Below are 24,362 nucleotides of genomic sequence, written 5' to 3'. Positions count from 1 at the left end.
TACCGTTCGGACACTCTAAACTGGCTTAGCCACTAGTCCGAAATTCGGCCGGTTGGGACAGCACCCGGCCGATGGCCGGGCGGCGGCCGCTACCATGGGCCGGACGGTCGCGGCCGGGCCTGAACTGGGCGCCGGCTTACCGAGAGGGCTGCGGGAGCACAGGGACGATGGTTACGCCAGGTGGTCGATCCGGCGACGCGGGCATCGGCGCGTCGTTCCAGGTCGAGTCGTTCTCCCGGATCGCCGACCGGGTCGCCGACCAGATCCGGAACTACATCCTCGACCAGGGCATCGCCGAAGGCGAGCGGCTCCCCAGCGAGCGGCGGCTGGCCGAGCTCGTGGGCAGCTCGCGGCTGACGGTCAGCCAGGCGCTGCGCTCGCTGGCGGTGCAGGGCCTGGTGATCATCCGGCCCGGCTCCGGCGCGTACGTGCTGCGTGATCCGTCCACCATGGTCGACGCGAGCATCGACCTGATGCTGCGACTGGAACCCGAGTCGCTGGGCGAAGCGGCGCAGCTGCGGTTCCTGCTGGAGCTGACCGCGGGCCGGCAGGCCATCGCGCGCGGCGCCCGCGAGCTGGAACCGCTCAACCGGGCGCTGGCCGACCTGACCGGGGCGCGGGGCAGCGCGTCCGAATGGATCGCCGCGGACACGGTGTTCCACGTCGAAATCGTGCGCCTGGCCGGAAACCGGTTCCTGACGAGCGTGTTCTCCAGCATCCACACCGCGCTGGTGGAGAAGGCCTACGAATCCTGGGTGTCGGCCAAGAAGTCGCCGCGCTGGCTCACCGGGGCGGCGTTCGAGGAGCAGATCGCCTTGCACGAGCCGATGGCCCGGGCGCTCGCGCGGGGCCGGCGCGGCGAGTTCGACCGCGCCTGCGTCGCCCACCAGCGCGCGCTCCTGGAACACCTCAGGCTGGAATTGCCCGGCTGGGACCAGGGTCTCTGACTCCTCACAGCTGGACGACGACCTTGCCCTTCGCCCGCCCCTGCTCGAGGTACGCGAAGGCGTCGGCGATCTGGTCGAACGGGAAGGTCCGGTCCATCACGGCCTTGAGCTTGCCGCTGTCGACGAGGCTCGCCAGCAGTTCGAGGTCTTCCCCGCTGGGGCGCATGAACATGTGGCGGTAGCTGACGCCCTTTCGTCGGGCCTGCCAAAGGGTCTTGGCGTTCGCGATCCGCAGCAGCGTGGTGGCCAGCGGCCCCGCGTTGTACTCCTTCGCGGTGACCGGCGTGGGGATCCCCGCGACGGAGACCGTTTTGGCGCCCGGCTTGAGGATCGTGAAGCTGTCCGCGAGGTCCGGCCCGCCGGTGAGGTCGAACGCGGCGTCGTAGTCGCTCAGGACGTCCTTGAACTTCTGCGTCCGGTAGTCGATCACCGTCTCGGCGCCCAGGGAGCGCACCAGTTTTTCACCGCGGGGCGACGCGGTGGTGGCCACCTTCGCGCCCATCCAGGCGGCCAGCTGGATGGCCAGGGTGCCGACCCCGCCGGCGCCGCCGGAGATGAATACCCGATCGCCCGGGGAGACCGCCAGCTCGTCGCGGAGCCCTTGCAGCGCGGTCAGACCGGCCAGGGGCAGCCCGGCGGCCTCGGCGAAATCCAGGGACTCCGGCATTTTCGCGACGAGGTTTTCGTCGACCACCGCGTACTGGGCGAAGGCGCCGAGCTTCATCTTGTCCACCCGGGCGTACACCCGATCCCCGACGGCGAACCGGGTGCTGCCGGTGCCGAGTCCCTCGACGACCCCGGCCAGCTCACTGCCCGCGACCATCGGCAGGTCGAGGCGGCTCAGCAGGCGCAGCTGCCCGGCCCGCACCTTGTAGTCGATCGGGTTCAGCCCGGCCGCGTGCACCCGGATGAGCACCTCGCCGGCGCCGGGGGACGGCTCGGGCACCTCCCGCAGCTCCATGGCGTCCGCGTTTCCGTACCGGGTCAACAGATATGCCCGCATGACAAGCACTTCGCTTTCCGTGTGTGTCCGATGTGGTCAGAATAAGGCGGTGGTCAAACCGGCGGTCCGGCGATGCCGCCGGTGGTGGGCGGGCTCGAACCGGAGGGTGCGCCGGCGGAATTCGAGGGTGCTGCCCGGCCAGATGTTGGTGTTGACGCCGTGCTCGTTGAGGTACCAGCTCCGGCAGCCGCCGGTGGTCCAGACGCTGCCGGCGCCGAGCGCTTCGACGTGGCCGGTGAAGTCTTCCTGGGCCGCGGCGGTCGGTTCGACGGACGCGAGCCCGTGGTCGCGGGCGTGGCTGACGGCCGCCGAGAGGTAGTTGGCCTGCGACTCCAGCATGTGGATCACCGACGTGTGGCCGAGTCCGACGTTCGGCCCGTGCATCAGGTAGCAGTTGGGGAAGCCCGCGACGGCGGTGCCCAGGTAGGCGCTGGGCCGGTCGCCCCAGGCCTCGGCCATCGTGCGGCCGCCGGCGTCGTGGATCCGGTCGGTCAGGGGCAGCGCGGTGGTGCGGAACCCGGTGCCGAAGATGATCGTGTCGACCGCGTGCCGGGTGCCGGCGGCGTCGATGATGCCGTGCTCGTCGATCTCGCGGATGCCGTCGGTGACAAGTGAGACGTTGGGCTGCGCGAGCGCGGGCAGGTAGTCGTCGGAGATCAGGACGCGCTTGCAGCCGAACCGGAATCCGGGGAGCAGGCGGGCGCGCAGCCCGGGGTCGCGGACCTGCCGCTCGAGGTGCTTGCGGGCCCCGCGCTCGGGCAGCTTCATCAGCGCCGGGTGCCGGAAGGCGAGCACCGTCCATTCGCGACGGACGTAGCGGGAGAGCCGGGCCAGCCGCTGCAGGAACGGCGCGTTCCGGTACAGGCGCTGCCTGAGGACGCTGATCTCGCGGTCGTGCCGGGGAACGACCCACGCCGGGGTCCGCTGGAACACCGTCAGCCGCTCGACCTCGGGCTGGATGGCCGGCACGAACTGCACGGCCGAGGGCCCGGTGCCGACGACCGCGACCCGTTTCCCGGTCAGGTCGTGGTCGTGGTCCCACCTCGCGGAGTGGAAGCTGACCCCGCCGAACCGGTCCAGGCCCGGCAGATCCGGCACGACCGGGTCCGCGAGCGCGCCCGTCGCGACGACGACGTGGGCGGCGGTGCGCGGGCCTTGGGCGGTACGGAGCCGCCACACCTGCTCGGCGGCGTCCCAGTCGAGCCGTTCGACCTCGCAGCCGAAGACCGTCCGCCGGCGGAGCCCGAACTGGTCGGTGACCTGCCTGAGGTAGGCGTGGAGCTCGGGCTGCCTGGCATAGGTGGTGCGCCAGGCGGGGTTCGGCGCGAACGAGAACGAGTACAGATCGCTCTGCACGTCGACCGCGGCGCCGGGGTAGTCGTTGTCGCGCCAGACACCGCCGACGTCGCCGGCCCGCTCCAGCAGGACGAGGTCGTCGAACCCGGCTCGCCGCAGGCGGACCGCGGCCGCGATGCCGCCGAAGCCGGTGCCGATGACGGCGACGTGGTTGTGCGGGGTCATCGTTTCTCCAGGGTCCGCTGGGTCGGCTACTATGTGTACAGCGCTTACATTAGCCCACGATGTAAGCACCGTCAACATCGCGCGGGAGTGATCCATGGCCAAGGCGGCTGACCGGTACCACCACGGCGATCTGCGCGCCGCCTGCCTGCGCGCGGCGCGCGAGCTGCTCGAAGAGGACGGCAGCGCGGCGTTGTCGCTGCGGGCGGTGGCGCGGCGTGCGGGGGTGTCCGCGACGGCGCCCTACCGCCACTTCGCCGATCGGGACGCCCTGGTCTCCGCGGTCGCGGCGGAGGGTTACGGCGAACTCGGCGCGAAGCTGTACGAGGCGCATCCGGAGCCTTCGACGACGGAGGATCTGGCCGCGGTCGCCGTCGCGTATGTCCGGTTCGCCCTTGATCATCCGGCGTTGTTCCGGGTGATGTTCGTGGAGCCCTGCGATCCGGGCAGTGCCGAGCGCGTCGCCGCGACCGCCGCTATCTCCGGGTACGTCAGCGGCATCGTCGAGCGCGCGTTTCCCGGTGGCGAGCCGGAAGCGCTGTCGACCGCCGTCTGGGCCCTGGTGCACGGCCTGGCCTTCCTCCACCTCGACGGCAAGCTCGACGCGTCCGACGCCGGCGCGGTCGAAGCCCGGATCCACGCCGCGGTCCGGGCGCTGTACTCCGCTTCTCCCCTGGGGGGATAAGGCAAACAGGTGCTCTTGCCGGTCACTCCTTGCCTCATCGGACAACATTCATTATCTTCACGTTCGTAGAAGTTGTCGATGAGGGGAGCTGGACGATGGACGTCATCGTGGTCGGCGGCGGTCCGGTCGGGCTGATGGCCGCCGCGCTGCTGGACGCGGCCGGGGTCCGGGTGGCGGTGTACGAGCGGAACACCGGGCCCAGCCGTCAGTCCCGCGGCTCGACCATGCACCCGCGCACGCTCGAGGTGCTCACCATGCTCGAGGCGGACGACGGCCGCCGGATCAGCGAAGTACTGGTGGCGGAGGGAAGGCAGGTGCCGGACACGCACTTCGCGACGCTGCCGGACCGGGTCGGCTACCGCGACCTCGACACCCCGTTCCCGTTTGTGCTGCAGATCCCGCAATGGCAAACCGAACAGGCGCTCGCCGACCGGCTGCGGGCCAGGTCCGTCCCGGTGCACTACGGCGCCGAAGTGGCCGAGGTGACGCAGTCGGCGGACGAAGTACGGGTCCGCGTGGGGGAGGCGTGGCACCCGGCGCGGTTCCTGATCGGCGCGGACGGCGCGCACAGCCTGGTGCGCCGGGCCGCCGGCATCGACTTCCCCGGTACCGCACCGGATCAGCTCAGCTTCGCCGCCGACGTTCAGCTGGCGGAGCCCGTCGGGCGCACCGTGCACCACTGGAACCAGGCCGCCGGTCACGCCACCTTGATGCCGATGACGGAAACCACCACGCGGGTCTTCGGCGTCCGGGCCGCCGACGTCGGACTGTCCTCAGTGGAGGTACGGCGCCGGCAGGCCGAACCGCTCACGCTCGAGGAACTGCGCGAGTCGCTCACCGCCGTCTGCGGCCGGGACTTCGGTGTGCACAGCCCGTCCTGGCTGTCCAAGGCGAGCAACGCCGGCCGGCACGCGGCGACGTACCGCGTCGGCCGGATCATGCTCGCGGGCGACGCGGCGCACGTGCACCTGCCGGCCGGTGGCCAGGGCCTCAACGTGGGCCTGCAGGACGCCACCAACCTCGCCTGGAAACTGGCCGCCGAGGTGCAGGGCTGGGCGCCGAAACAGGTGACCGACGGCGAGGCCGGCTACGACGCCGAGCGGCGCCCGATCGCGGCGCAGCTCGTGGCCAACACCCAGGCGCAGGACGCGCTGATGCACACCTTCAGCCCGGCCGGCGCGGCGCTGCGCGACATGTTCAGCGGTTTCATCGCCCAGGGCGGCGAGGTCAGCCGGCAGCTGGCCGGTGTCCTTTCCGGACTGGCGGTGGCCTACCCGCGCCCGGACGGCGCCCATCCGCTGACCGGCACGCGCGCGCCGGATCTGGTGCTGGCGCAAGGAGCCCTCATGCGGGCGTTGCGCCCGGACCGGTTCCTGCTCCTCGACTTCACCACCGACGGCTCGCTCGCGGGACTCGCCGGCGCGCGCGTCGAGGTCCGTTCCGCGCCGCTGCCTGACGGCGCTGGTCGCGCGGCGTGGCGAGGTGTGCGGGCGGCGCTGATCCGGCCTGACGGCTACATCGCGCACGCCGCGCGCTCCGTCGCTGGGCTCTCCGAGGCGATCGCCGCGTGGACCACTCGGGACCGCTCGTAATGCGGCCCGCTCTGTTCGCCCTGGCTCTCGGCGCGTTCGGCATCGGCGCGACCGAGTTCGCCATGATGGGTGTGCTGCCCGCGGTCGCCGACGGGATGAATGTGTCGATTCCGCAGGCCGGCTACCTGATCACCGGGTACGCGCTCGGCGTCGTGATCGGTGCGCCACTGCTGACGGCGGTGTCGGGCCGGTTCAGCCGCAAACGCTTGCTGCTGGCCATGATGGTGATCTTCACCGTCGGCAACTTCGCCGCGGCGGCCGCCCCGGGCTACGGCTGGCTGATGGCCGCCCGGGTGCTGACCGCGTTGCCGCACGGCGCGTTTTTCGGCGTCGGCTCGGTGGTCGCGACCGGGCTGGCCGGCCAAGGACGTGAAGCGCGGGCGATCTCGCTGATGTTCACCGGCCTGACCGTCGCGAACATCATCGGCGTCCCCGCGGCCACGGCGCTCGGCAACGCGGTCAGCTGGCGGCTCGCGTTCGCGCTGATCGGGGTGCTCGGCCTGCTCGCCGTGCTGGGCATCGTGCTGCTGGTACCGGCCGACACGACCCACCAGCCGGTCCGGCTGCGCTCGGAGCTGCGGGCCTTCACCCGGCCGGCCGTGCTGCTGACCCTCGCCGTCGGGACGTTCGGTTTCGCGGGGGTGTTCGCCACCTACTCGTACATCACCCCCACACTCACCTCGCTGGCCGGCGTCGGACCGGCCGGCCTGGCTGTGGCGCTGGCGTTGTTCGGCCTCGGCTCGTCGGTCGGCAACCTGGTCGGCGGACGGCTGGCCGACCGCGCGCTGCTCCCCGCGACCTACGTGGCGCTGGGCGCGCTCGCCGCGGCACTGGCCCTGTTTGCCGTGACGGTGCACAACGAGGTCACGGCGCTGGCGACGGTCGGGGTGATCGGGCTGGCCTCGGGACTGGTCATCCCGCCGGTGCAGCTGCGCATCATCCGCGCGGCCGGGGACGCGCCGACGATGGCGGCCGCCTCGGTGCAGTCCGGCTTCAACATCGCCAACGCGGGCGGCGCCGCACTCGGCGGGGCCCTGATCGGCGCCGGTTTCGGTTACACCGCACCGAGCCTGGCCGGCGCGGCACTGGCGTTGACCGGGCTCGGGCTGGCCTGGGCGTCGAGCCGCGGGGAACGTGTGAACGTCAAGATGTCCGGCGTTCGCGGTTAGGATGCGAGGATGGCGACGCGCCCGAAGCACCAGGACTACGTGGACGGGATGATCGAGGTCATCGCGGACCGGCACGAGCCGGACGTCGCGCTGGCCAAGGCACTCGCATACCGGGTGCGCCGGCTGGCCCACCGCCTGGAGACCGAGATCAAGCGCGAACTCGCGCCACACGGCATCGAGCTGTGGGAGCTGGAACTGCTCGCCTGCCTCATCCGCACCGAGCCCGAGCACCGCCTCAGCGCGGGCGCGCTCATGACGCAGCTGCAACTCACCTCGGGCGCGGTCACCAACCGGGTCAGCAAAATGGAGCGCAACGGCTGGGTCGCCCGCGACTTCGACCCCGACGACCGCCGCTCGGTGCTGGTCACCCTGACCCCGGCGGGCGAGCAGCGCGCGATGGAGGTCTTCGACGTCAAGAGCGAGACCGAGCTGACGCTGCTGTCCTCCCTCGGCCCGGCCTCGCAGCAGCGCTTGAACGACGATCTCCGGACGTTGCTGGTCGCGTTGGAAGGCCCTCGCTGACCCGTCCGTTGGTCACACCCGGCCGGTGCGGGCGATCACCTGGCCGGCGAAGTCGAGCAGCTGGTCGAGGCTGCTGAACACTGCGAAGGCGTCGAAGTACGCCTCGTCGGCACCGGAATCGGCGTGCCGCTTCAGCTTGTCCGCGAGTGAGTCGACGGACGTGCCCGGTTCGACGTTGATGCGCATGGCCGTCTTGAGCGCGTCGGGATCGCGGCCGGCGTCCTGCGCCGCACGGCGCGCGATCGACCACAGGTGCTCGGCGCTCTTGTCCCGGCCGGCGATCGACGCGGCGGGCGGCGGCCCGTCGACCCCGAGCCAGCCGGTGCCGAGGCGGCCGACCCGGCGCATCGCCGCCTCGCTTTCACCGCCGATCCAGATCGGCGGCCCGCCCGCCTGGACCGGGCGCAGGTCGGCGTGGACCGGCGGCAGGGAGAAGAACTCGCTGTCCCAGGAGACCGGGGTGGTCGTCCACCACGCTTGCAGGAACGCCAGCAGGTCGTCGAGCATTTTGCCGCGCCGGTGCCAGTCGGCGTTGCGGGCGACGTCGTACTCCTGCCTCATCCACCCCAGCCCCACGCCGACACCGAGACGGCCGTCGCTGAGCACGTCGAGGGTGGTCAGCAGCCGCGCGAGGTGCGGCGGCTCGTAGTAGAACGTGCTGAGCGTGCTGGAGTTCAGCCGCAGCCGGCTGGTCGCCGTCGCGGCGACGGTCAGCAGCAGCACCGGGTCGAGGTAACGGCCCATCTGCGGCCCGCGGGCCAGATAGGTGCTGTCCAGGTCCACCGGGGTGACCAGCCGATCGCCGACCCACAGGGTGTCGTAACCGAGGTCTTCGAGTTCGCGGCAGAACGTGCTCAGGCCGGCCGCGCTGCTGATGGCGGGCCCGACGATGGGAAGCGTGAAGCCGAGCTTCATGGTGAGGGTTTCCTCCTCGGAGCGGGGTTCAGCCGGTGAATTCGTCGACGCCGAGGGCGAAGTCCCAGTGGCCGACCCCGTTTCCGGCGAGGCCTACCGTGACCAAGCCCATTCCTTCCAGCCAGTGCGCCATTTTCAGGCCGCCGACGTCGAGCGCGCGCAGCCCGAGGCTCTCGATGAATGCCACGACGCTCGCCTTGGCCTGCGCATTGTCGCCGGCGAGGAAAACGTTGGGCCGGCCCTTTTCCAGGACATTGCGGAAAATGGTGTTGAAGGCCTTCACCACGCTCGTGCCGACTGGCGCGATCTTGGCGGCTTCCTGCGCGATCGAGGTCTCCTCGCCGTGGGCGAGCCCGTCGAACGTGGCGTTGAACGGATTGCTGATGTCGACGATGACCTTGTCCGCCAAGGCGTCTCCGTACTCGGCGACGACCGGGACGACGCCGTCGTACAACAGGGCCGTGATGACGATGTCCCCGGCCGGGACGGTGCCCCACTTGCCGGTCGTCGTTTCGCCGCCCAGGGTGTTGGCCAGGTTGTCGGCCTTGGCCTGATCGCGGCCCATGACCTCGACGGTGTTGCCGCCCGTGACCGCGAGCGTGCCGATGGCGCGGGCCATGTTCCCCGTGCCGATGAGGGTGATGCTGCTCATGAGGTGTGCTCTCTTCCGGTTCAGATGGCGGTGGTGCCGCCGTCGGCGACCAATTCCAGGCCGTTGACGTAACTGGAGTCTTCGGAGGCGAGGAAGAGCGCGACGGCGGCGATTTCCTCGGGACGGCCCATTTTTCCGCGGGGAATCAGGGATTCGAACGCGGACTTGGTTTCCTCGTCGAACAGTTCTTCCTGTTTGGCGGTGGCGACCTGGCCGGGGGTCAGGACGTTGACGCGGATCTTGCGGTCGCGCAGTTCGTTGAGCCAGACGCGGGCCCAGGCCTGCTGGACGGCTTTGCTCCCGGCGTAGAGGCTCCAGCCGGGGAAGGCGCCGAGGGAGGCGTTGGACCCGGTCATGAGGATCGAGCCGTTGTCATTGAGCAGCGGCAGCGCCTTCTGCACGGTGAACAGGGTGCCGCGCGCGTTGAGCGAGAAGGCGCGGTCGAACTGCTCCTCGGTGATCTCGCCGAGGACGGCGGGCTCACCCATGCCGGCGCTGGCCCACAACACGTCGATCGAGCCTTTTTCCCGCTTTACCGTGTCGTACAAGCGATCCAGGTCGGCCGGCTCGGTCGCGTCACCCTGGACGGCGGTGACGTTGCGGCCGATCAGCTTGACCGCGTCGTCCAGTGCCTCCTGGCGCCGGGCCTGGATGAAAACATGCGCTCCTTCCTCGACGAACAGCTTGGCGCCGGCCAGTGCCATGCCGGTCGACCCGCCGGTGATCACTGCGACCTTGCCTTCGAGCTTTCCCACGATCACTCCGTTGCCTTGTTGGGGTTGCGAACCAGTCCGGGTTCTTAAATACACCGACCTGTGTACTTAACGTACCCGACGGCTCGGCCGGGGCGCAAGCTACGTACACCGGTCGGTACCGAACAGGGCTATGCTGGGAGGCATGACGGAGTTGGAGAAGGGCCCGCTGGGCCGGCGCCGCGGCCGGGGCGCGCGCGAGCGCATCCTCGGCGCGTCACAGCAGCTGTTCCGCGATCAGGGCATCAACCGCACCGGCATGGACCAGCTCTGCGCTGTGGCCCAGGTGTCCAAGCGCACGGCCTACCAGCACTTCGCCACCAAGGACGAACTCGTCGCCGAATACCTGCGCCGCTTCGATCCCGACGTCCTGCCCGGCGTGTTCGACCGCCCCGACCTCACTCCGCGCGAACGGCTCCTCGCCGCCTTCGAGATGCCCGCGTCCACTCCTCTGTGCCCCTACATCGCGGCGGCCGTCGAACTCCACGACCCCCAGCACCCCGCGTCGCAATACGCCCGCGAGTACAAGCTCGCCATCGCCGCCCGCCTCACCGAAACCGCCCGCGAAGCCGGTGCTGCCAATCCCGAAGAACTCGGCGAACAACTGGCGCTGCTGATTGACGGCGCCTCGGCCCGCACTCGGGTTCTTGACCGTGAATCCTTCTCCACGGCCGCCGCGATCGCTGCGGTTCTGATCGACAAAGCCATTCCTGCTGGCTGACGGAGTTCCGCCGCTGAAGCCGGGGACCCCTCCCCGGAGCCGTCGGTAATGTGCTCCGCATGACGGATTTGGTGGGGCCGCCGGCCCCGGAGCCGAGGCGGCCGCGGTGGGCGCGGTGGCGGTGGTTCGCGCTCGGCGGGGTCGTGCTGATCGCGGCCGGGGTCGCGGCGTTCCTGGTCCTGCGGCCGGCATCGCGGCCGACGGACGGGCACAGCCTCGCGGAGGCGGTCGTCGAGACGATGGCGGAGCCGCCGGGGGACGAGTTGCGTGGCTACCAGTGCACACCGGGGCCGTCCGATCCGCCGCGCAGCGATCCGGTTTACGACGCGGGTTCCTACGTGCTCGACAGCGAGGACCACCTGACCGACAAGCTCGACTTCGCCCGCGTGACGGACCCGGCGGACCCGAACGTGCGGTACGCGCTCTACCTGGTCGACTACAACGGTGGCTGGTGCCTCGGCACGCTGGCGATGTGCAGCCGGACCGACGGCGGCGGCTACCTGGTCACGAGCTCCTTTATCTGCCACCAGTCCTATCCGGAGATCCCGGCCTACTGACCGGCACCTCGCCGGATCGAATAGTCCACAAAGGACCGGGCTACTGCTGGATCAGGTACTCGCTGTTCGCCACGTTCCAGTGTGTAGCCAGGTAGTTGTCCGGCGCCGGGTTGGTGTTGAAGTAGTCGTCGCCGTTGCAGTCGATTTGGTTCTCGGGCGCGCCTTCGCAGACTTTCACCAGGCCGCCCGGCGGGTTGGGGATACCGCCGTCGTCGTAGCACATGATGTCCTCGTCGTCCCAGCAGTGGCCGTTGCTGGTGGCGTGCGGGGCGCTGGACTGGACCGCGCCGAGGGTGTGCAGCAGCTCGTGCCCGCTGGCCTCCCACGACCAGCAGCCGGTGCCGATCGTCGCGTAGTGCGGGCCCGCGTTGTACGGGTTGTCGGCGCCGGGGCGGTCGTCGCCGCCGTTGCCGAAGGCCAGGCCACAGCCGTCCTTGTCGTACCAGACCAGGTATTTGCGGTCGGCGTGGTCGTAGCCCTGCGCCTTGATCGCGTCGGTGATCGTGTCCACGGTGTCCATTGCGGACGGATCGATCGCCACGTCGTCCACAGTGGCGCGGCAGCCGGCGTCGGTGGTGAACCGGACGTGCCGGGTGCCGCCGCCGAGCCGCCCGGCCGCCTCGACGAAGTCGTCGTCGATCTGGTCGGCGAAGGTGCGGAACTGCTCGACCAGCTCGTCGTGCCGGTCCGGCTGGTCCGTGCTGTGCACGTAGAGCGGCTGGACGCGTTTCCCGCCGGTGCCGTCGCCATCGCACACGGTCGAATGCGCCACCGGACCGGACGCGGCGGTCGCTGCCGGCGCACCTGCGGCCAGTGCGGCGGCGAGCACCGTCGCGGCCCCGAACACCGTCGCGTGGTTTCGCTTGATCATGAACTACCGCCTTCCTTGTTGCGCACCAACGGGCCGGGTCAGGCGCCGTGGTGGAAGGTCACCGTGAAGCCGCTGCAGCCGCGGCACTGCCGGACGGTCTGGTTGCCGCCCTCGGTGTCCTGTTTGGACCATGCGTACGCCTTCGGGCAGTGGCTGGAGATCGCGTCGCTGTACGGGGTCTTGGCGTCGCGGTTCGGGTTGGTGCACAGGACCGGATTGCCGTTGCCGTCCGTGGTCAGGTTCTCCGGCGGGCAGTACTGGAGCAGCGGGTCCGGGCAGCCGACGGGCTCGCATTCCGCGCTCGGCGAGCGGGCGCCGGCGCCCGCGGGATCGATCGTGATGGGCAGGGACACCGCGTTCACGTAGCTCACGTCGTACCATGGGGCCAGCTGGTCCTGCGGGTCGAAGTTGAACTCGGCCAGGCTCGCCGGCTGCTCACCGGTGGTGCACCCGCCGGCGTCCGGCCCGCAGTCGCCGATCGCGCAGTGGAACGAGCTGCCGGAATCGCCGGTGCAGCCCTGCCGGCCGAAGAACTTGCCCCGCCAGTGCTGGGCCGAAGCCGGCACGGTGACCGTGGCCTGCTGACCGTCCTCGAGGACCGGCAGCCCGGTCAGGTTCTCCGAGCCGTCGGCGTTGACGGTGCTGCCGATCCAGAGCGTTTCGCCGCTCTGGTTGACGAAGGTGACGGTGGGACCGTCCGCGGCGGCCGCCGTCACGCCGGCCGAACCGGCGGTCATCAGCGAGGCGGCCGCGAGGGCGGCCAGCACCGGGAAGAGGGCTCTGTGCATCGCTGCTCCTGGCGTGTCCGGGACCGGGATATGCACAAAAGTGTCGCCGCGGCGGCGGGATCCGTCTTTACGGTCCGGCCGCACATTTCCGGCGAACCCCGGCGAGACAGACAACCGGTCAGGTATCGCCACGAGTATTGACGAATCCGGCGGCGATCCCCATTCTCGGAAACGGTGCGCGGGCTCCGCGGACCTTCTCCCCGTCCCACCGGGGGTGTTTCCGCTGTGTCGTCGCGTCTTTCGCGGGCCGGGAAAGCCGGTCCGGCCATACCGCCGCCCGGCTCCTGCCCGGCGCGGCGGGCGATCGTGCTCGCCCGCGCCGGAACGGACCCGGCGGGCGCGGTGCAGGAGGCCGAGCTGGCACTGGCCGACCCCGGCTGTGCCCGGCGCCCCGGCTGCGCCCTCGACGCGCTGACCACCCTGGTACTGGCCGGGGAACTGACCACCGCCGACCGCGCAGCCGCCCGGCTCGGCCACAGCGACGGGCAGGACGACCTGCTCGACCGGGGCACGCTCATCCGCGCCCGCACCGCCCGGTGGCGCGGTGATCTGGACACCGCGGGGGAGCTGTACGAGCACCTACGCGGGCGGCCGATCGACCCGGCCCTGCGGCCGGTGATCGTGGCCGAAACCGTCGAACTGCTGGTCAGCCGCGGTCAACCGGCTGAGGCGAGCGCACTGCTTGCCGAACATGGCAGGGATGTTCGCGTGGTCGGCCGTGGTGAACAGGCGGAGGCGAGCGCGTTGCTTGCCGAACATGGCAGCGATGTTTGCAGGGTCGGCCGTGGTCAACCGGCCGAAGCAGGCGCCCCGCTCACCGAACACAGCAGCGACATCCGCAACACTCCGGAGCTGCGATGCGCCCGTGGACTGCTGGCCATGGCCGCTGGGAATTTCCGGGCCGCGCTGGCCGATCACCTGGCCGCCGGGCGGCAGTTCGCCGCGCAGGGCGTGGTCAATCCTGCGGTGTCCCCGTGGCGGCGGCGCGCGGCGTGGTGCGCGCGGGCCGGTGGTGACGCGGAACTGGCGGCGGAGCTGGCCCGCGAGGAGCACGAGGCCGCGCTGGCCTGGGGTGAGCCCCGGGTGGTGGGGGAGGCGCTGGCCGGCGTCGCGCTGCTGGCCGGCGACGGGCACGAGATCGACTTGCTCGGCGAGGCCGCCGAGCTGCTGGAAGTCGGCGAAGCGGCGATCGAGGCGGGCGAGGCACGGTACGAGCTCGGCCGCCGGCTGCTGCGGACCGGACAGCGCGCGTTCGCCCGCGTGCAGTTCACCAAGGCGGCCGCGGGATTCCACGGCACGGGGAACCGGCATCGCGCGGCGCGGGCCGAGGAAGCGTTGCGCGGGCTCGATCCGCGGCCCGGCCCGGCGCTGACCCCGACCGAGCTCAAGGTCGCCTTTCTCGCCCTGGCCAACTTCCGCAACCAGGACATCGCGGCCCAGCAGTTCCTCGCCGTGCGCACGGTCGAGTTCCACCTTTCGCAGGTCTACCGCAAGCTCGGCGTGCGGGGCCGCGACGAACTCCGTTTCCACCTGCTCGACCCGGAATGGCTGCCGGCCGGCTGACCGGCCGCGGCCCACTATTTCCGGTCCACCTGGGATAAGCTTTCGAATAGCCGCGCATGCCCGGATCCGGGCGGAAAACAACCGATTTCCGGGCAATTTCCGTGCCCGGATTACTCTCGGCCGCCCTCACGCGAACGAGTGACATCGATGGTCGGATCCCGCCGTCGTGAGCGGGATGAACGCCCTGGTCACGGCCTCGCGATGAGCCGAAGCCGGACCCGTCGCTGGGCCACTTGGGTGAGCACGTTTTCCGCGGGCGCCGGCGGAGTTCTTCCCCAGGTGACGCCGGTCCGCCGGTTAACCGGCACCATCATCGGCGGGATGACGGTGAAACCTTGGCCGCCAGTGAGGGCAGAGGAGCATCTCTTGTCGTCGACGGGGAGGGAACAGCCATCGGGCGCCGGGCTGCCGTACGCGCCGGGTGGCGCTGCCGCCGTGCGGGCCTCGGCCGCGGAGCCGCCCGAACGCGACCATGCGCTGCGCGCGATCGCGATGGCCAACAACGGCGAGAACCGGGACCAGGTGATCCGCGAGGCCGTTTTCGTGCTGCGCTCGCCGGGCCGGCACGACGTGCTGTCGTTCTGGTACGCCGCGATGGCGCTCGTGCACGCCGGGGAGACCGACCTCGCCGGGGAACACTGCGACCGGGTGCTGGCCACTGAAAGCGCGGAAGCCCTGGGGGAGTTCGCTTTCGCGTTGCGGGGCCGGCTGGCCTGGCTGCAGGGTGATCCCGCCACGGCGGCGGAAATCCTGGACCAGGCCCTCGAACGCGGACCGCGGCTGCGTGATCTGCTCGTGGCGTGGTCGACGTCCGCGCACGTCAGCCGGGGCGACCTCGACACGGCGTACCGCCGGATACTCGACCACGTCTGCGGCGAGCCCCCCAGCGAGGACAAGGCCGAACTCCTTGCCGCGCTGGGGGAACTGGAGCTGGCGGCCGAACGCCACGACGTGGCCAGGACGGCGTTCCTCGAATGCGGCCGGCTGCTCACCGAGCGCGGGGTGCGGAATCCGGCCGTCGTCCCGTGGCGGTCGCGGGCCGCGTTGTGCGCCCACGCGTCCGGACGGCACCGGCTGGCCTCGGTGCTCGCCGACCGTGAGCTGAGACTGGCCCGACGGTGGCCGGATCCGCGCACGCTCAGCGTCGCGATCCACGCGCACGCCGTGGTGGGGAGCCGGACTTCCGGCGAGGCCCGCGAAGCCGCGGACCTGCTCGCCCAGGGCCCGGCCACGGAAGACCTGCTCCGCGCGCGTTACGACCTGGCGCACTTCCTCAGCGCCGAGCGGCAGTGCCCGCAGGCCGCCGCGATGTTCGGCGAAGTACGGGATCTCGCGCGCAAGGCGGGTTACGCGGCCTGGGCCGAGCGCGCGGAAGCCGCGTTGCACCGGCTGACCCGCCAGGCCGGCGACCGGCTGACCGGGCAGCAGCGCAAGATCGCGGAGCTGGCCCGGTCCGGGCTGAGCAACCGCAGCATCGCCGAGCAGCAGTTCCTCACCGTGCGGACGGTGGAGTTCCACCTCTCGAGCGTCTACCGCAAGCTCGGCGTGGCCGGCCGGCGCGAGCTGGCCACGCTGCCCGTGCCGCTGCCCTGACCGGCCGGGCTACTGGATTTCCCAGTCCAGCTGGATGATCCCGAGGTTCGGGTCGGCCAGCTGCTGGAAGGCGGGCAGGCTGAGGTCGATCTTGCCGGGATCGCAGGTGGGGCATTTGTCCTTGATCGGCACGGTGATCGTTGTGCCGTTGTAGGTGACCCGGATCGACTGGGCGCACAACGGGTCGTTGTTCGGGTTTGGCGTGGTCCAGAGCGCGGCCGGGGCGGCGACCAGCATGTCCGTGCTCGCGTTGATCTGCGTTCCGCAGGCCCCGTAACCCGCGTCGGTGTAGTACGTGGCGCTGCCGCTGGTGGCGGGGCTCGCGCCGGCGATCCCTCCGATGGAGACGGTGAGAGCGGCCGCGGAAGCGACCGCGCCGGCGGCCTTCAGCAGGGTTTTCATGGGGGGACCAGCCTTTCGCAGGAGGCAGTTCGGCCTCAGCGTCCGGCGCGGCCTGGCCGGGCGCAACGGAGGACGGCCCCGGCTGTGGGACGGCCGCAACGGGCGGCGGCACGCGTTGCGGCCGGGCCACAGGGAACCCGGGCCCGGCCCCGCGCGGTCTCGGGGGCAAGCTGGAAGATCAACGGCTCCAAGCAGGAAGGCACCACCATGTCCGACGAAGAGGTCCAGCCGCCCACCGTGGTGATGGCGCAGCTGCTGGACGGTTTCCTGCTGTCCCAGGCGTTGTTCGTGCTCGCCGAAGCGGGGATCGCGACGATCCTGGACGAGGAGGGACCTCAGACGGTCGCGGCGCTGGCCGAGCGCACCGGGTCCGACGCCGGCGTGCTCGCCCGGCTGATCCGCTCCGTCACGCCGCACGGTGTCTTCCGGACCGAGGGCGACAAGGTGGCGGTCACCGCGCTCGGCGCGACGCTCTCCGAGAGCCACCCGCAGTCCCTGCACGGCATCGCGGTGGGCGGGATGCACCTGCACTACCGGGCCGTCGCCGAACTCGGGCACACCCTGAAGACCGGGGAGTCCGCGGCGCTGAAGTACTTCGGGAAGCCGTACTTCGACCAGGTCGCCACCGATCCGGCCATGGCCGCGCTCTTCGGCCGGGCGATGGCCGTGTTCTCCCGGACGCTGCGGGCCGGGACCTTCGACGGCTACCGGCTTCCGGACGGCGAGCTGATCGCCGACCTCGGCGGCGGCGACGGCACTGTCCTCACGGAACTGCTGCGTTTGGACGATCGGCCCGACCGGCGGGGCATCGTCTTCGACCTCCCCGGCGTCGTCGAGTCCGCGCGTGCGGTGCTCGCCGCCGCCGGGCTGGCCGACCGCGTCGAGACGGTCGCCGGCAACTTCTTCGACGAGGTCCCGTCCGCGGACATCTATGTGCTGAGCTGGATCCTGCACGATTGGAGCGACGAGGAAGCGCTGCGGATCCTGCGGTCGGTCCGGGCCGCGGCCCCGGCCGGCGCCCGGCTGATCGTCGTCGAGCAGGCCGTGCCCGAGGGGGACGAGCCCCATCCGGCCAAGCACATGGACCTGGTCATGGTGAGCCTGCTCGGGGGAAAGGAACGCACCGGGAGCGAGTACCGGGCGTTGCTCGCCGAGGCGGGTTTCGCCGTCGAACGGGTGGTGGCCACGTCGACCCCGCTGGTGATTTTCGAGTCGGTCGCCCCGTGACGGCGGCCGGCGGAACACACACGCCCCGCGGGGAGTTGAGCGTGGCATGAGCCAACTCGTGGACCGCACGATCACCGCACTCCGCTCCGAGCACGACACGCTGGCCGGCCTGGTCCGCACCCTCACCGACGAGCAGCTGGCCACCACCAGCGGCGCCTCGGACTGGACCGTCGCCCAGGCCCTTTCCCACCTCGGCAGCGGCGCGGAGATCGGCCTCGCGCCGATCGCCCGGGCCGCCGGCGAGACCGTGGCCGCCGAGGACAACCAGACCATCTGGGCCCGCTGGGACGCGTCTTCGCCGCGCGCGCAGGCCGAGGGGTTCCTGGAGCACAACGCCCGCTGGCTCGAAACCGTCGAGGCCCTCACGCCCGAGCAGCGCTCGTCGTTGAGCGTCGACCTCGGTTTCCTGCCGGAGCCGGTCCCGCTGCTGACCGCGGTGGCCATGCGGCTCAACGAGGTCGCCAACCACTCGTGGGACGTGCGGGTGGCCTTCGAACCGGACGCCGGGGTCGATGCCGAGTCGGCCGCGGTGCTCGTCGAGCACCTGACCGGGCCGCTCGGCTTCATGCTGGGCTTCTTCGCCAAGCCGGCCGAGCTCGCCGACCCGGTCTCGCTCGCGATCCCCGGCGGCGGCCTGGTGATCGACGACGCGGTCACCGTCGTCGACCACCTCGACGCGCCGTCCGCGACGTTCAACGGCTCGGCGGAGGCGTTCGTCCGCCTGGTCAGCGGCCGCCTCAAGGCCCCGTACGACCAGGGCGTCACCGCCGAGGGCAACCTGACCCTGGACGACCTGCGGAAGGTGTTCCCCGGCTACTGATCCAGCCGGCGCGCGGCTGGGTTCGGCTTTTAGTGACCCAGCTCAGCCGCGCGCTGCCGGCTCGACCTTCCAGATGGAACGGTCGCTCCCGGCGTGCCCGGCCGGATCGGTCGCGGTCACGGTGATCACGTAGTAACCGGCGGTCGTCGGGGTGCCGGAGACCAGCCCGCTCGGGCTGATCGTCAGGCCCGGCGGGAGGTTGGCCGCGGTGAAGGTCAGCGGGTCGTCCTGCGGGTCGGTCGCCGGCACCTGCACCTGCAGCGGCGTGCCGACCTGGATCAGGTCCGGCAGCGGCGCGGTGACCACCGGGTCCTGCGGCACCGGCGGCACGGGCGGGATCGGGTCCGAGCCGTCGACCCCGACGGCCAGCCAGGCAGCCTGGACCGAGGACTGCTCGCTGCTGCCCTCGCCGTAGAGGTCGGCGGCCGCGCGCAGGGTCGCCTGCCGCGCGCCGGAGTAGTTGGTGTTCGACACCATCACGGTGGTCAGCGCGCGGTACCAGATCCGGGCGGCCTTGTCGTTGCCGATGCCGGTCACCGCGGGCGCGTCGCCGCAGGTCGGGCTGTCGCCCCAGGCGGACTTGCCGCTGCCGACGGCCAGGGTGAAGAAGAACTTGTTGCCGACGCCCGAGCCGTAGTGCTCGTCGAGGTCCTTGAGACCGGGGGACCAGCACGACGGCGACTTGCCGTCCTTGGCCGGATCGTCCATGTAGCGCAACGGTTTCTCGGGCGCCTGGGCGTCCTCGGACCCGTCCGGGATCACGTAGTCCGCGGGGTCGGCCGGGTTCTGCGCGTAGAACCTGATCAGGACGCCGAAGATGTCGCTGGTCGCCTCGTTGAGGGCGGCCGGCTCACCGTCGTTGGCCAGCTTCGCGGTCGACGCGGTGACCGCGTGGGTGAACTCGTGCCCGACGGTCTGCAGGTCGGTCGCCGGCCGGATCGTGTCGCCGAAAGCGAACCTCAGGCAGGAGCAGGTGCTGCTGAACGACGAGCCGGGAAAGGTGTCCCGGTAGAGGTACGTGACGATGCCCTTGCCGTCGCCCCGGACGCCCTCGCGGCCGTGCACGGTCTTGAAGTAGTCCCAGGCCTCGCCGAGGCCGTAGTGCACGTCGACGGCCGTCGTCTCCAGAGTGCCGGCTTTCCCGTCGCCCCAAGTGTTTCCGGGCGAGGTGATGGGCTCGCTGGTCTCCCGGGTCGGCGGGCTGGACGCGGGATTCTTCGGGAAGAACCGCGTTTCGCCGCCCCCGCGCTGCCCGTCGAGCAGTTCGAACGTGCCGTCGGTCCGCTGGCTCGTGCTCAGCGCCACCGTCCCGGCGTGGTACCCGTGGCCCGTGCCGTCCACCGCCGCCGCGGCCGGCGTCGCGCCCGCCACGATCCCGACGGCCCCAGCCGCCGCGGCCAGCCTGATCCACCGCATGACAATCCCCCTGTTTCTCCCCGAACCCGGCAAATCCTGCCAGACGCGGAATCCGGGCGGGCCGGCCGCCACCGGCTAGGACGAACGGCGGTTGTGCACGACCACCCGCACCGGGTAGTTATATTTTTACAACGTTGTAATGACGAGTGGAGGCCGGTCCCCGTGCCGCTGAACCGTAGACACTTCGTCACCGGAGCCGTTGCGACTCTGCTGGCCGGAGCGACCGTCAGGCCCATTTCCGCCGGGGCCACGGCCCTCCGCCAGACAGTCGCCCCAGCGCGAGGCGGGCTGTACACGCCGAATGCCGCGCCGCTGCAACCCACCGCGTTCCTCAAGCTCCCGCCCGGCGCCGTCACCGCTCGCGGCTGGCTCGCCGGGCAACTGCAACTGCAGCTCGACGGGCTCTGCGGGCACTACCCCGAGACGTCGCACTTCCTGAACTTCGACACCAACGGCTGGGTGCACCCCGAATACGGGGGCTGGGAGGAGGTGCCCTACTGGCTGCGCGGTTACCTCGACCTCGCCGCCGTGACCGGGGACGCCACCGCGCTGGCCACCGCGCACCGCTGGGTCGACGCGGTCCTGGCCACCCAGCAGTCCGACGGCTTCTTCGGCCCGACGGAGCTGCGCACCAAGTTCCGGGGCGGCCCGCACTTCTGGCCGTACCTGCCGATGATGCAGGCGCTGCGGTCCTGGGAGGAGTACTCCGGCGACGCGCGGATCGTCTCGTTCCTGACGCGGTTCCTGCAGTACATGAACGCGCAGGGCCAGGACGCGTTCGAGGCGGACTGGCTGTACGTGCGCTGGGGCGACGGCCTGGACAGCGTGTTCTGGCTGTTCAACCGCACCGGCGACGCGTTCCTGCTCGACCTCGCCGACAAGATCCACCGCTACGGCGCGGACTGGGTCGGGAACCTGCCGACCCTGCACAACGTCAACGTGGCCCAGGGTTTCCGCGAGCCCGCGCAGTACTCGCTGCGCTCCGGTGACGCGTCGCTGGTGCAGGCGAGTTATCAGGACTACGCCACGATCATGGGGACGTACGGGCAGTTCGCCGGCGGCGGGTTCGCCGGGGACGAGAACGCGCGGCCCGGCTTCGGCGACCCGCGGCAGGGCTTCGAAACCTGCGGGATCGTCGAATTCATGGCCAGCCACCAATTGCTGACGCGGCTGACCGGCGACCCGGTGTGGGCCGACCGCTGCGAAGACCTCGCGTTCAACTTGCTGCCCGCCGCACTCGATCCCGCCGGGCGCGCGGTGCACTACATCACCAGCGCGAACAGCATCGACCTCGACGACGTGGTCAAGACCGAGGGCCAGTTCCAGAACGGCTTCGCGATGCAGGCCTACCTGCCCGCCGTCGACCAGTACCGCTGCTGCCCGCACAACTACGGCATGGGCTGGCCGTACTTCACCGAGGAACTCTGGCTGGCCACCCCGGACAACGGGCTCGCGGCGGCGATGTACGCGGCCAGCAGCGTCACGGCGAAGGTCGCCGACGGCACTTCAGTGACCATCGCCGAGGACACGACCTATCCGTTCTCGGAGCAGATCACCCTGACCGTCCAGACACCGAAGGACCTGGCTTTCCCGCTGTACCTCCGGATTCCGGCCTGGTGTGCGGCGCCGCAGGTCACGGTGGCGGGCGCGCCGGTGACGGTGCCGGCCGGGCCCGCGTTCGCGAAAGTCGACCGGACCTGGCGCAACGGCGACGTCGTGAAGCTGACCCTGCCGCAGCAGACTTCCGTGCGGACCTGGAGCGCGAACCACGACTCCCTTTCGGTCGACCACGGCCCGCTGACGTACTCGCTGGAGATCGGGGAGCAGTACGAATCGCTCGGCGGGAGCGCGCAGTTCCCGGAGTACGCGGTGCACGCGACCACGCCGTGGAACTACGGGCTGGCCGTCGACCCGGGGACCGCGGCGTCGGCGATGACGTTCGCTGCGTCGGGCGGTCCCTTGCCTGCCAACCCGTTCACCCCGGACGCGGTGCCGGTGAAGATCACCGCGCCCGCGCGGAAGATCGCCGAGTGGACCGCGGACGACCAGGACGTCGTGACCACGCTGCAGGCGTCGCCGGCGCTCAGTGTGGCTGAGGTCGAGTCGGTCACGCTGATCCCGATGGGTGCCGCTCGGCTGCGCATCACGTCCTTCCCGACGGCCTCGCCGGACGGGCACCCGTGGTCGCCGGGCGGCGGCGGGGCGGCGTTCCGGATCATGAACCGCAACTCCGGCAAGGTGCTGGGCGTGGACCGGATGTCCACGGCGGACAGTGCGCGGGTCGTCCAGTTCGCCGACAACGGGACCGCCGACCACCTCTGGCACCTGGTCGCGAACGGCGACGGCTGGTACCGGATCCGCAATGTCAACTCGGGCAAGGTGATCGGGGTGGATCGAATGGCCACTTCGGACAGTGCGCAGGTGGTCCAGTTCGCCGACACCGGCACTGCCGACCATCTGTGGCAGCTGATGGACAACGGCGACGGCTGGTGGCGGCTGAAGAACCGCAACTCCGGCAAGGTGCTGGGCGTAGACCAGATGTCCACGGCGGACAGTGCGCAGGTGGTGCAGTTCGCGGACAACGGGACCGCCGACCACCTCTGGCAGCTGGTGGCGAACGGCCAGGTGCGGATCGAGAACCGGAACTCGGCGAAGGTGCTGGGCGTCGACCAGATGTCGACGGCCGACAGCGCCCGCGTCGTCCAATTCGCGGACAGCGGCACAGCCGATCACCTGTGGACGTTCGAGTCCACTGCGGACGGCTGGCTGCTGATCCGCAACGTCAACTCGGGCAAGGTGCTGGGCGTGGACCGGATGTCCACGGCGGACAGCGCGCAGGTCGTCCAGTTCTCCGACAACGGCACGGCCGATCACCAGTGGCGCCTGCTCGACGACGGCAGCGGCTGGTTCCGGATCATGAACCGGAACTCGGGCAAGGTGCTCAGCGTGGATCAGATGTCCAAAGCGGACAGTGCGCAGGTGGTCCAGTTCGCGGACAGCGGCACCGCGGACCACCTGTGGCGGCTGCGCTAGGAAAGGCTCGTGAGTGTTTATGCCGGTTAGAACCGTCATTGCCACTCACGAGTCTTTACCGAGCCCGAACACAACGCTGACCGGGCTCTGTGGTGGCACCGTTAGCTTGACCGCATGTCCTCTCGCGTCCGTCTCCTCCTGACCGCGGTACTGGCGGTGGCAGTGGCTTCGACCGCCGCTTGCTCGACCGGCGGTTCGGCCACTGCCCAGTCCACCGTCGCCGGAACCGCGGGCAGCAAGCCGAACCTCGTCCTCGTGCTCACCGACGACCTGTCGATGAACCTGCTGCCGTACCTGCCGCACGTGCAGGAGATGGCCAAGACCGGCACGTCGTTCAGCAATTACACGGTCACCGACTCGCTGTGCTGCCCGTCGCGGTCGTCGCTGTTCACCGGGATGCTGCCGCACGACACCGGGGTGTTCACCAATAGCGGCGCCGACGGCGGCTACGGCGCCTTCCACGGCAAAGGCGACGACAAGTCGACCTACGCGACCTCGTTGCAGCAGGCCGGATACCGCACGGCGATGATGGGCAAGTACCTGAACGGCTACAACCCGAAGAGCGACGGCGTGCCGCCGGGCTGGAACGAGTGGGACGTCGCCGGCAACGGGTACCCCGAGTTCAATTACGACCTCAACGAAAACGGCACGGTCAAGCACTACGGCAAGACCCCGAGCGACTACCTGGTCGACGTGATGGCCGGCAAGGCCGCGCAGTTCGTGACCAGCTCGGCGAGCGCGCACACACCGTTCGCGATCGAGCTGGCCACCTTCGCGCCACACGCCCCGTACACCCCGGCGCCGCGCGACGCCGGTGCGTTCCCCGGCCTCACCGCGCCGCGCGGGCCCGCGTTCGACACCCTGCCGTCCTCGCCGCCGCCGTGGCTCGCGTCGCGGACTCCGTTGACCGACAAGGAAAAGGCGGCCATCAACAAGGCGTTCCGCAAGCGGGCGCAGGCTGTGCAGTCGGTGGACAAGATGATCGGCACGGTGGAGTCCGCGCTGGACCAGGCCGGCGTGCGCGGGGCCACCGACATCGTGTTCACCTCGGACAACGGCTACCACATGGGTGAGTACCGGCTCACCCCCGGCAAGCAGACCGCGTACGACACCGACGTGCACGTGCCGCTGGTGGTCACCGGGCCCGGCGTCAAGGCCGGGGCGACGGTGGCCAGCCCGGTGGAGAACATCGATCTGCGACCGACCTTCGAGGCGCTGGCCGGCGCCGCGACGCCCGCGGCGGTGGACGGCGAAAGCTTGGTGCCGCTGCTGAACGGGACCACCCCGCCGGCGTGGCGCACGGTCGGGCTGGTCGAGCACCACGGCCCGGACTTCGACCCGGCCGACCCGGACAAACCGGGGAAGAACAGCGGCAACCCGACCACGTACGAGGCGATCCGCAGCACCACGTACACCTACGTCGAGTACGCCGACGGCACCAAGGAGTACTACGACCGCAGCACGGACCCGCAGGAGCTGCACAACACCGTGGCCCAGCTGCCGCCGGACACCGCGAAGAAACTGCACGAAACGTTGCAGGCCATGACTTCCTGCCACGGGGCGGCCGCCTGCCGGCACTGAAGGCCCGCAGGTAATCGCTCGTGAGTGTTTATGCC

Annotated in this window: 22 protein-coding genes; 13 read left to right on the top strand and 9 right to left on the bottom strand. The window is 70.6% G+C overall.

The window, feature by feature from the left end; translation table 11 throughout:
• Positions 1-167: 167 nt before the first annotated feature.
• A complete protein-coding gene (locus OG371_RS00755) occupies positions 168-947 on the top strand; it encodes a FadR/GntR family transcriptional regulator (RefSeq protein WP_329064452.1) in 780 nt (259 codons plus the stop codon).
• A 4-nt stretch (positions 948-951) separates the two neighbouring features.
• On the opposite strand, the gene OG371_RS00750 is transcribed toward OG371_RS00755, so the two are convergent.
• Together OG371_RS00750 and OG371_RS00745 are read right to left on the bottom strand one after the other, a co-directional pair.
• A complete protein-coding gene (locus tag OG371_RS00750; protein WP_329064450.1) occupies positions 952-1,950 on the bottom strand; it encodes an NADP-dependent oxidoreductase in 999 nt (332 codons plus the stop codon).
• A gap of 36 nt (positions 1,951-1,986) precedes the next feature.
• The gene (locus tag OG371_RS00745; RefSeq protein ID WP_329064448.1) at positions 1,987-3,471 is read right to left on the bottom strand and encodes a flavin-containing monooxygenase; all 1,485 of its coding nucleotides are present in this window, start codon (positions 3,469-3,471) and stop codon (positions 1,987-1,989) included.
• A 94-nt stretch (positions 3,472-3,565) separates the two neighbouring features.
• Between OG371_RS00745 and OG371_RS00740 the strand changes: the two genes are divergently transcribed.
• The 4 genes from OG371_RS00740 (at position 3,566) to OG371_RS00725 (ending at position 7,436) form a co-directional block, all read left to right on the top strand.
• Positions 3,566-4,153, top strand: coding sequence for a TetR/AcrR family transcriptional regulator (locus OG371_RS00740; protein ID WP_329064446.1), 588 nt, complete (start codon positions 3,566-3,568; stop codon positions 4,151-4,153).
• 95 nt (positions 4,154-4,248) lie between these two features.
• Positions 4,249-5,745 (top strand): FAD-dependent monooxygenase, encoded by a 1,497-nt coding sequence (locus OG371_RS00735; protein ID WP_329064444.1) that lies wholly within the window; start codon positions 4,249-4,251, stop codon positions 5,743-5,745.
• Positions 5,745-6,914, top strand: a complete 1,170-nt coding sequence (locus OG371_RS00730) for an MFS transporter (RefSeq protein ID WP_329064442.1) — start codon at positions 5,745-5,747, stop codon at positions 6,912-6,914. The genes OG371_RS00735 and OG371_RS00730 overlap by 1 nt, the downstream gene beginning before the upstream one ends.
• A gap of 9 nt (positions 6,915-6,923) precedes the next feature.
• Positions 6,924-7,436, top strand: coding sequence for a MarR family winged helix-turn-helix transcriptional regulator (locus OG371_RS00725; protein WP_329064440.1), 513 nt, complete (start codon positions 6,924-6,926; stop codon positions 7,434-7,436).
• A gap of 12 nt (positions 7,437-7,448) precedes the next feature.
• Here OG371_RS00725 and OG371_RS00720 read toward each other — a convergent pair whose 3' ends face one another.
• The 3 genes from OG371_RS00720 to OG371_RS00710 are packed head-to-tail and all read right to left on the bottom strand — an operon-like array spanning position 7,449 to position 9,758.
• The gene (locus OG371_RS00720) at positions 7,449-8,351 is read right to left on the bottom strand and encodes a TIGR03619 family F420-dependent LLM class oxidoreductase (protein WP_329064437.1); all 903 of its coding nucleotides are present in this window, start codon (positions 8,349-8,351) and stop codon (positions 7,449-7,451) included.
• Positions 8,352-8,379: 28 nt separating this feature from the next.
• Complete coding sequence (locus tag OG371_RS00715; protein WP_329064435.1) at positions 8,380-9,003, bottom strand: NADPH-dependent F420 reductase; 624 nt, start codon at positions 9,001-9,003, stop codon at positions 8,380-8,382.
• 20 nt (positions 9,004-9,023) lie between these two features.
• Positions 9,024-9,758: an SDR family NAD(P)-dependent oxidoreductase gene (locus OG371_RS00710; protein ID WP_329064433.1), complete on the bottom strand. Its 735-nt coding sequence runs from the start codon at positions 9,756-9,758 to the stop codon at positions 9,024-9,026.
• 142 nt (positions 9,759-9,900) lie between these two features.
• On the opposite strand from OG371_RS00710, the gene OG371_RS00705 reads away from it, so the two are divergent.
• Positions 9,901-10,476 carry a TetR/AcrR family transcriptional regulator gene (locus OG371_RS00705; protein WP_329064431.1) on the top strand — a complete coding sequence of 192 codons (576 nt, stop codon included), beginning with the start codon at positions 9,901-9,903 and terminating at the stop codon, positions 10,474-10,476.
• A 59-nt stretch (positions 10,477-10,535) separates the two neighbouring features.
• On the top strand, positions 10,536-11,033 hold the full coding sequence (locus tag OG371_RS00700) for a hypothetical protein (protein ID WP_329064429.1): 498 nt from the start codon (positions 10,536-10,538) through the stop codon (positions 11,031-11,033).
• Between the two features lie 40 nt (positions 11,034-11,073).
• Here OG371_RS00700 and OG371_RS00695 read toward each other — a convergent pair whose 3' ends face one another.
• Positions 11,074-11,904 (bottom strand): hypothetical protein, encoded by an 831-nt coding sequence (locus OG371_RS00695; RefSeq protein WP_329064426.1) that lies wholly within the window; start codon positions 11,902-11,904, stop codon positions 11,074-11,076.
• Between the two features lie 38 nt (positions 11,905-11,942).
• Positions 11,943-12,692: a thaumatin family protein gene (locus tag OG371_RS00690; protein WP_329064423.1), complete on the bottom strand. Its 750-nt coding sequence runs from the start codon at positions 12,690-12,692 to the stop codon at positions 11,943-11,945.
• Positions 12,693-12,917: 225 nt separating this feature from the next.
• Between OG371_RS00690 and OG371_RS00685 the strand changes: the two genes are divergently transcribed.
• Together OG371_RS00685 and OG371_RS00680 are read left to right on the top strand one after the other, a co-directional pair.
• The gene (locus tag OG371_RS00685) at positions 12,918-14,255 is read left to right on the top strand and encodes a helix-turn-helix transcriptional regulator (RefSeq protein WP_329064422.1); all 1,338 of its coding nucleotides are present in this window, start codon (positions 12,918-12,920) and stop codon (positions 14,253-14,255) included.
• A 366-nt stretch (positions 14,256-14,621) separates the two neighbouring features.
• The gene (locus OG371_RS00680) at positions 14,622-15,848 is read left to right on the top strand and encodes a LuxR C-terminal-related transcriptional regulator (RefSeq protein WP_329064420.1); all 1,227 of its coding nucleotides are present in this window, start codon (positions 14,622-14,624) and stop codon (positions 15,846-15,848) included.
• 9 nt (positions 15,849-15,857) lie between these two features.
• On the opposite strand, the gene OG371_RS00675 is transcribed toward OG371_RS00680, so the two are convergent.
• Positions 15,858-16,250 carry a cysteine/serine endopeptidase inhibitor gene (locus tag OG371_RS00675; protein WP_329064419.1) on the bottom strand — a complete coding sequence of 131 codons (393 nt, stop codon included), beginning with the start codon at positions 16,248-16,250 and terminating at the stop codon, positions 15,858-15,860.
• A 207-nt stretch (positions 16,251-16,457) separates the two neighbouring features.
• Between OG371_RS00675 and OG371_RS00670 the strand changes: the two genes are divergently transcribed.
• Both OG371_RS00670 and OG371_RS00665 read left to right on the top strand, forming a co-directional pair.
• Positions 16,458-17,477 (top strand): methyltransferase, encoded by a 1,020-nt coding sequence (locus OG371_RS00670; protein WP_329064417.1) that lies wholly within the window; start codon positions 16,458-16,460, stop codon positions 17,475-17,477.
• Between the two features lie 46 nt (positions 17,478-17,523).
• The gene (locus tag OG371_RS00665; RefSeq protein ID WP_329064415.1) at positions 17,524-18,297 is read left to right on the top strand and encodes a maleylpyruvate isomerase family mycothiol-dependent enzyme; all 774 of its coding nucleotides are present in this window, start codon (positions 17,524-17,526) and stop codon (positions 18,295-18,297) included.
• A 42-nt stretch (positions 18,298-18,339) separates the two neighbouring features.
• Here the strand turns inward: OG371_RS00665 and OG371_RS00660 are convergent, their stop codons facing one another.
• On the bottom strand, positions 18,340-19,713 hold the full coding sequence (locus OG371_RS00660; RefSeq protein ID WP_329064412.1) for a M4 family metallopeptidase: 1,374 nt from the start codon (positions 19,711-19,713) through the stop codon (positions 18,340-18,342).
• Between the two features lie 162 nt (positions 19,714-19,875).
• Here OG371_RS00660 and OG371_RS00655 point away from each other — a divergent pair, with 162 nt between their 5' ends.
• Positions 19,876-22,746: an RICIN domain-containing protein gene (locus OG371_RS00655; RefSeq protein ID WP_329064410.1), complete on the top strand. Its 2,871-nt coding sequence runs from the start codon at positions 19,876-19,878 to the stop codon at positions 22,744-22,746.
• A 114-nt stretch (positions 22,747-22,860) separates the two neighbouring features.
• Positions 22,861-24,327 carry a sulfatase family protein gene (locus OG371_RS00650; RefSeq protein ID WP_329064408.1) on the top strand — a complete coding sequence of 489 codons (1,467 nt, stop codon included), beginning with the start codon at positions 22,861-22,863 and terminating at the stop codon, positions 24,325-24,327.
• Positions 24,328-24,362: the final 35 nt, after the last annotated feature.

Source organism: Amycolatopsis sp. NBC_01480, assembly GCF_036227205.1.
Classification (GTDB): Bacteria; Actinomycetota; Actinomycetes; order Mycobacteriales; family Pseudonocardiaceae; genus Amycolatopsis.
The sequence above is the reverse complement of the archived record's forward strand: the minus strand, read 5'-3'. Positions and strand labels throughout refer to the sequence as shown.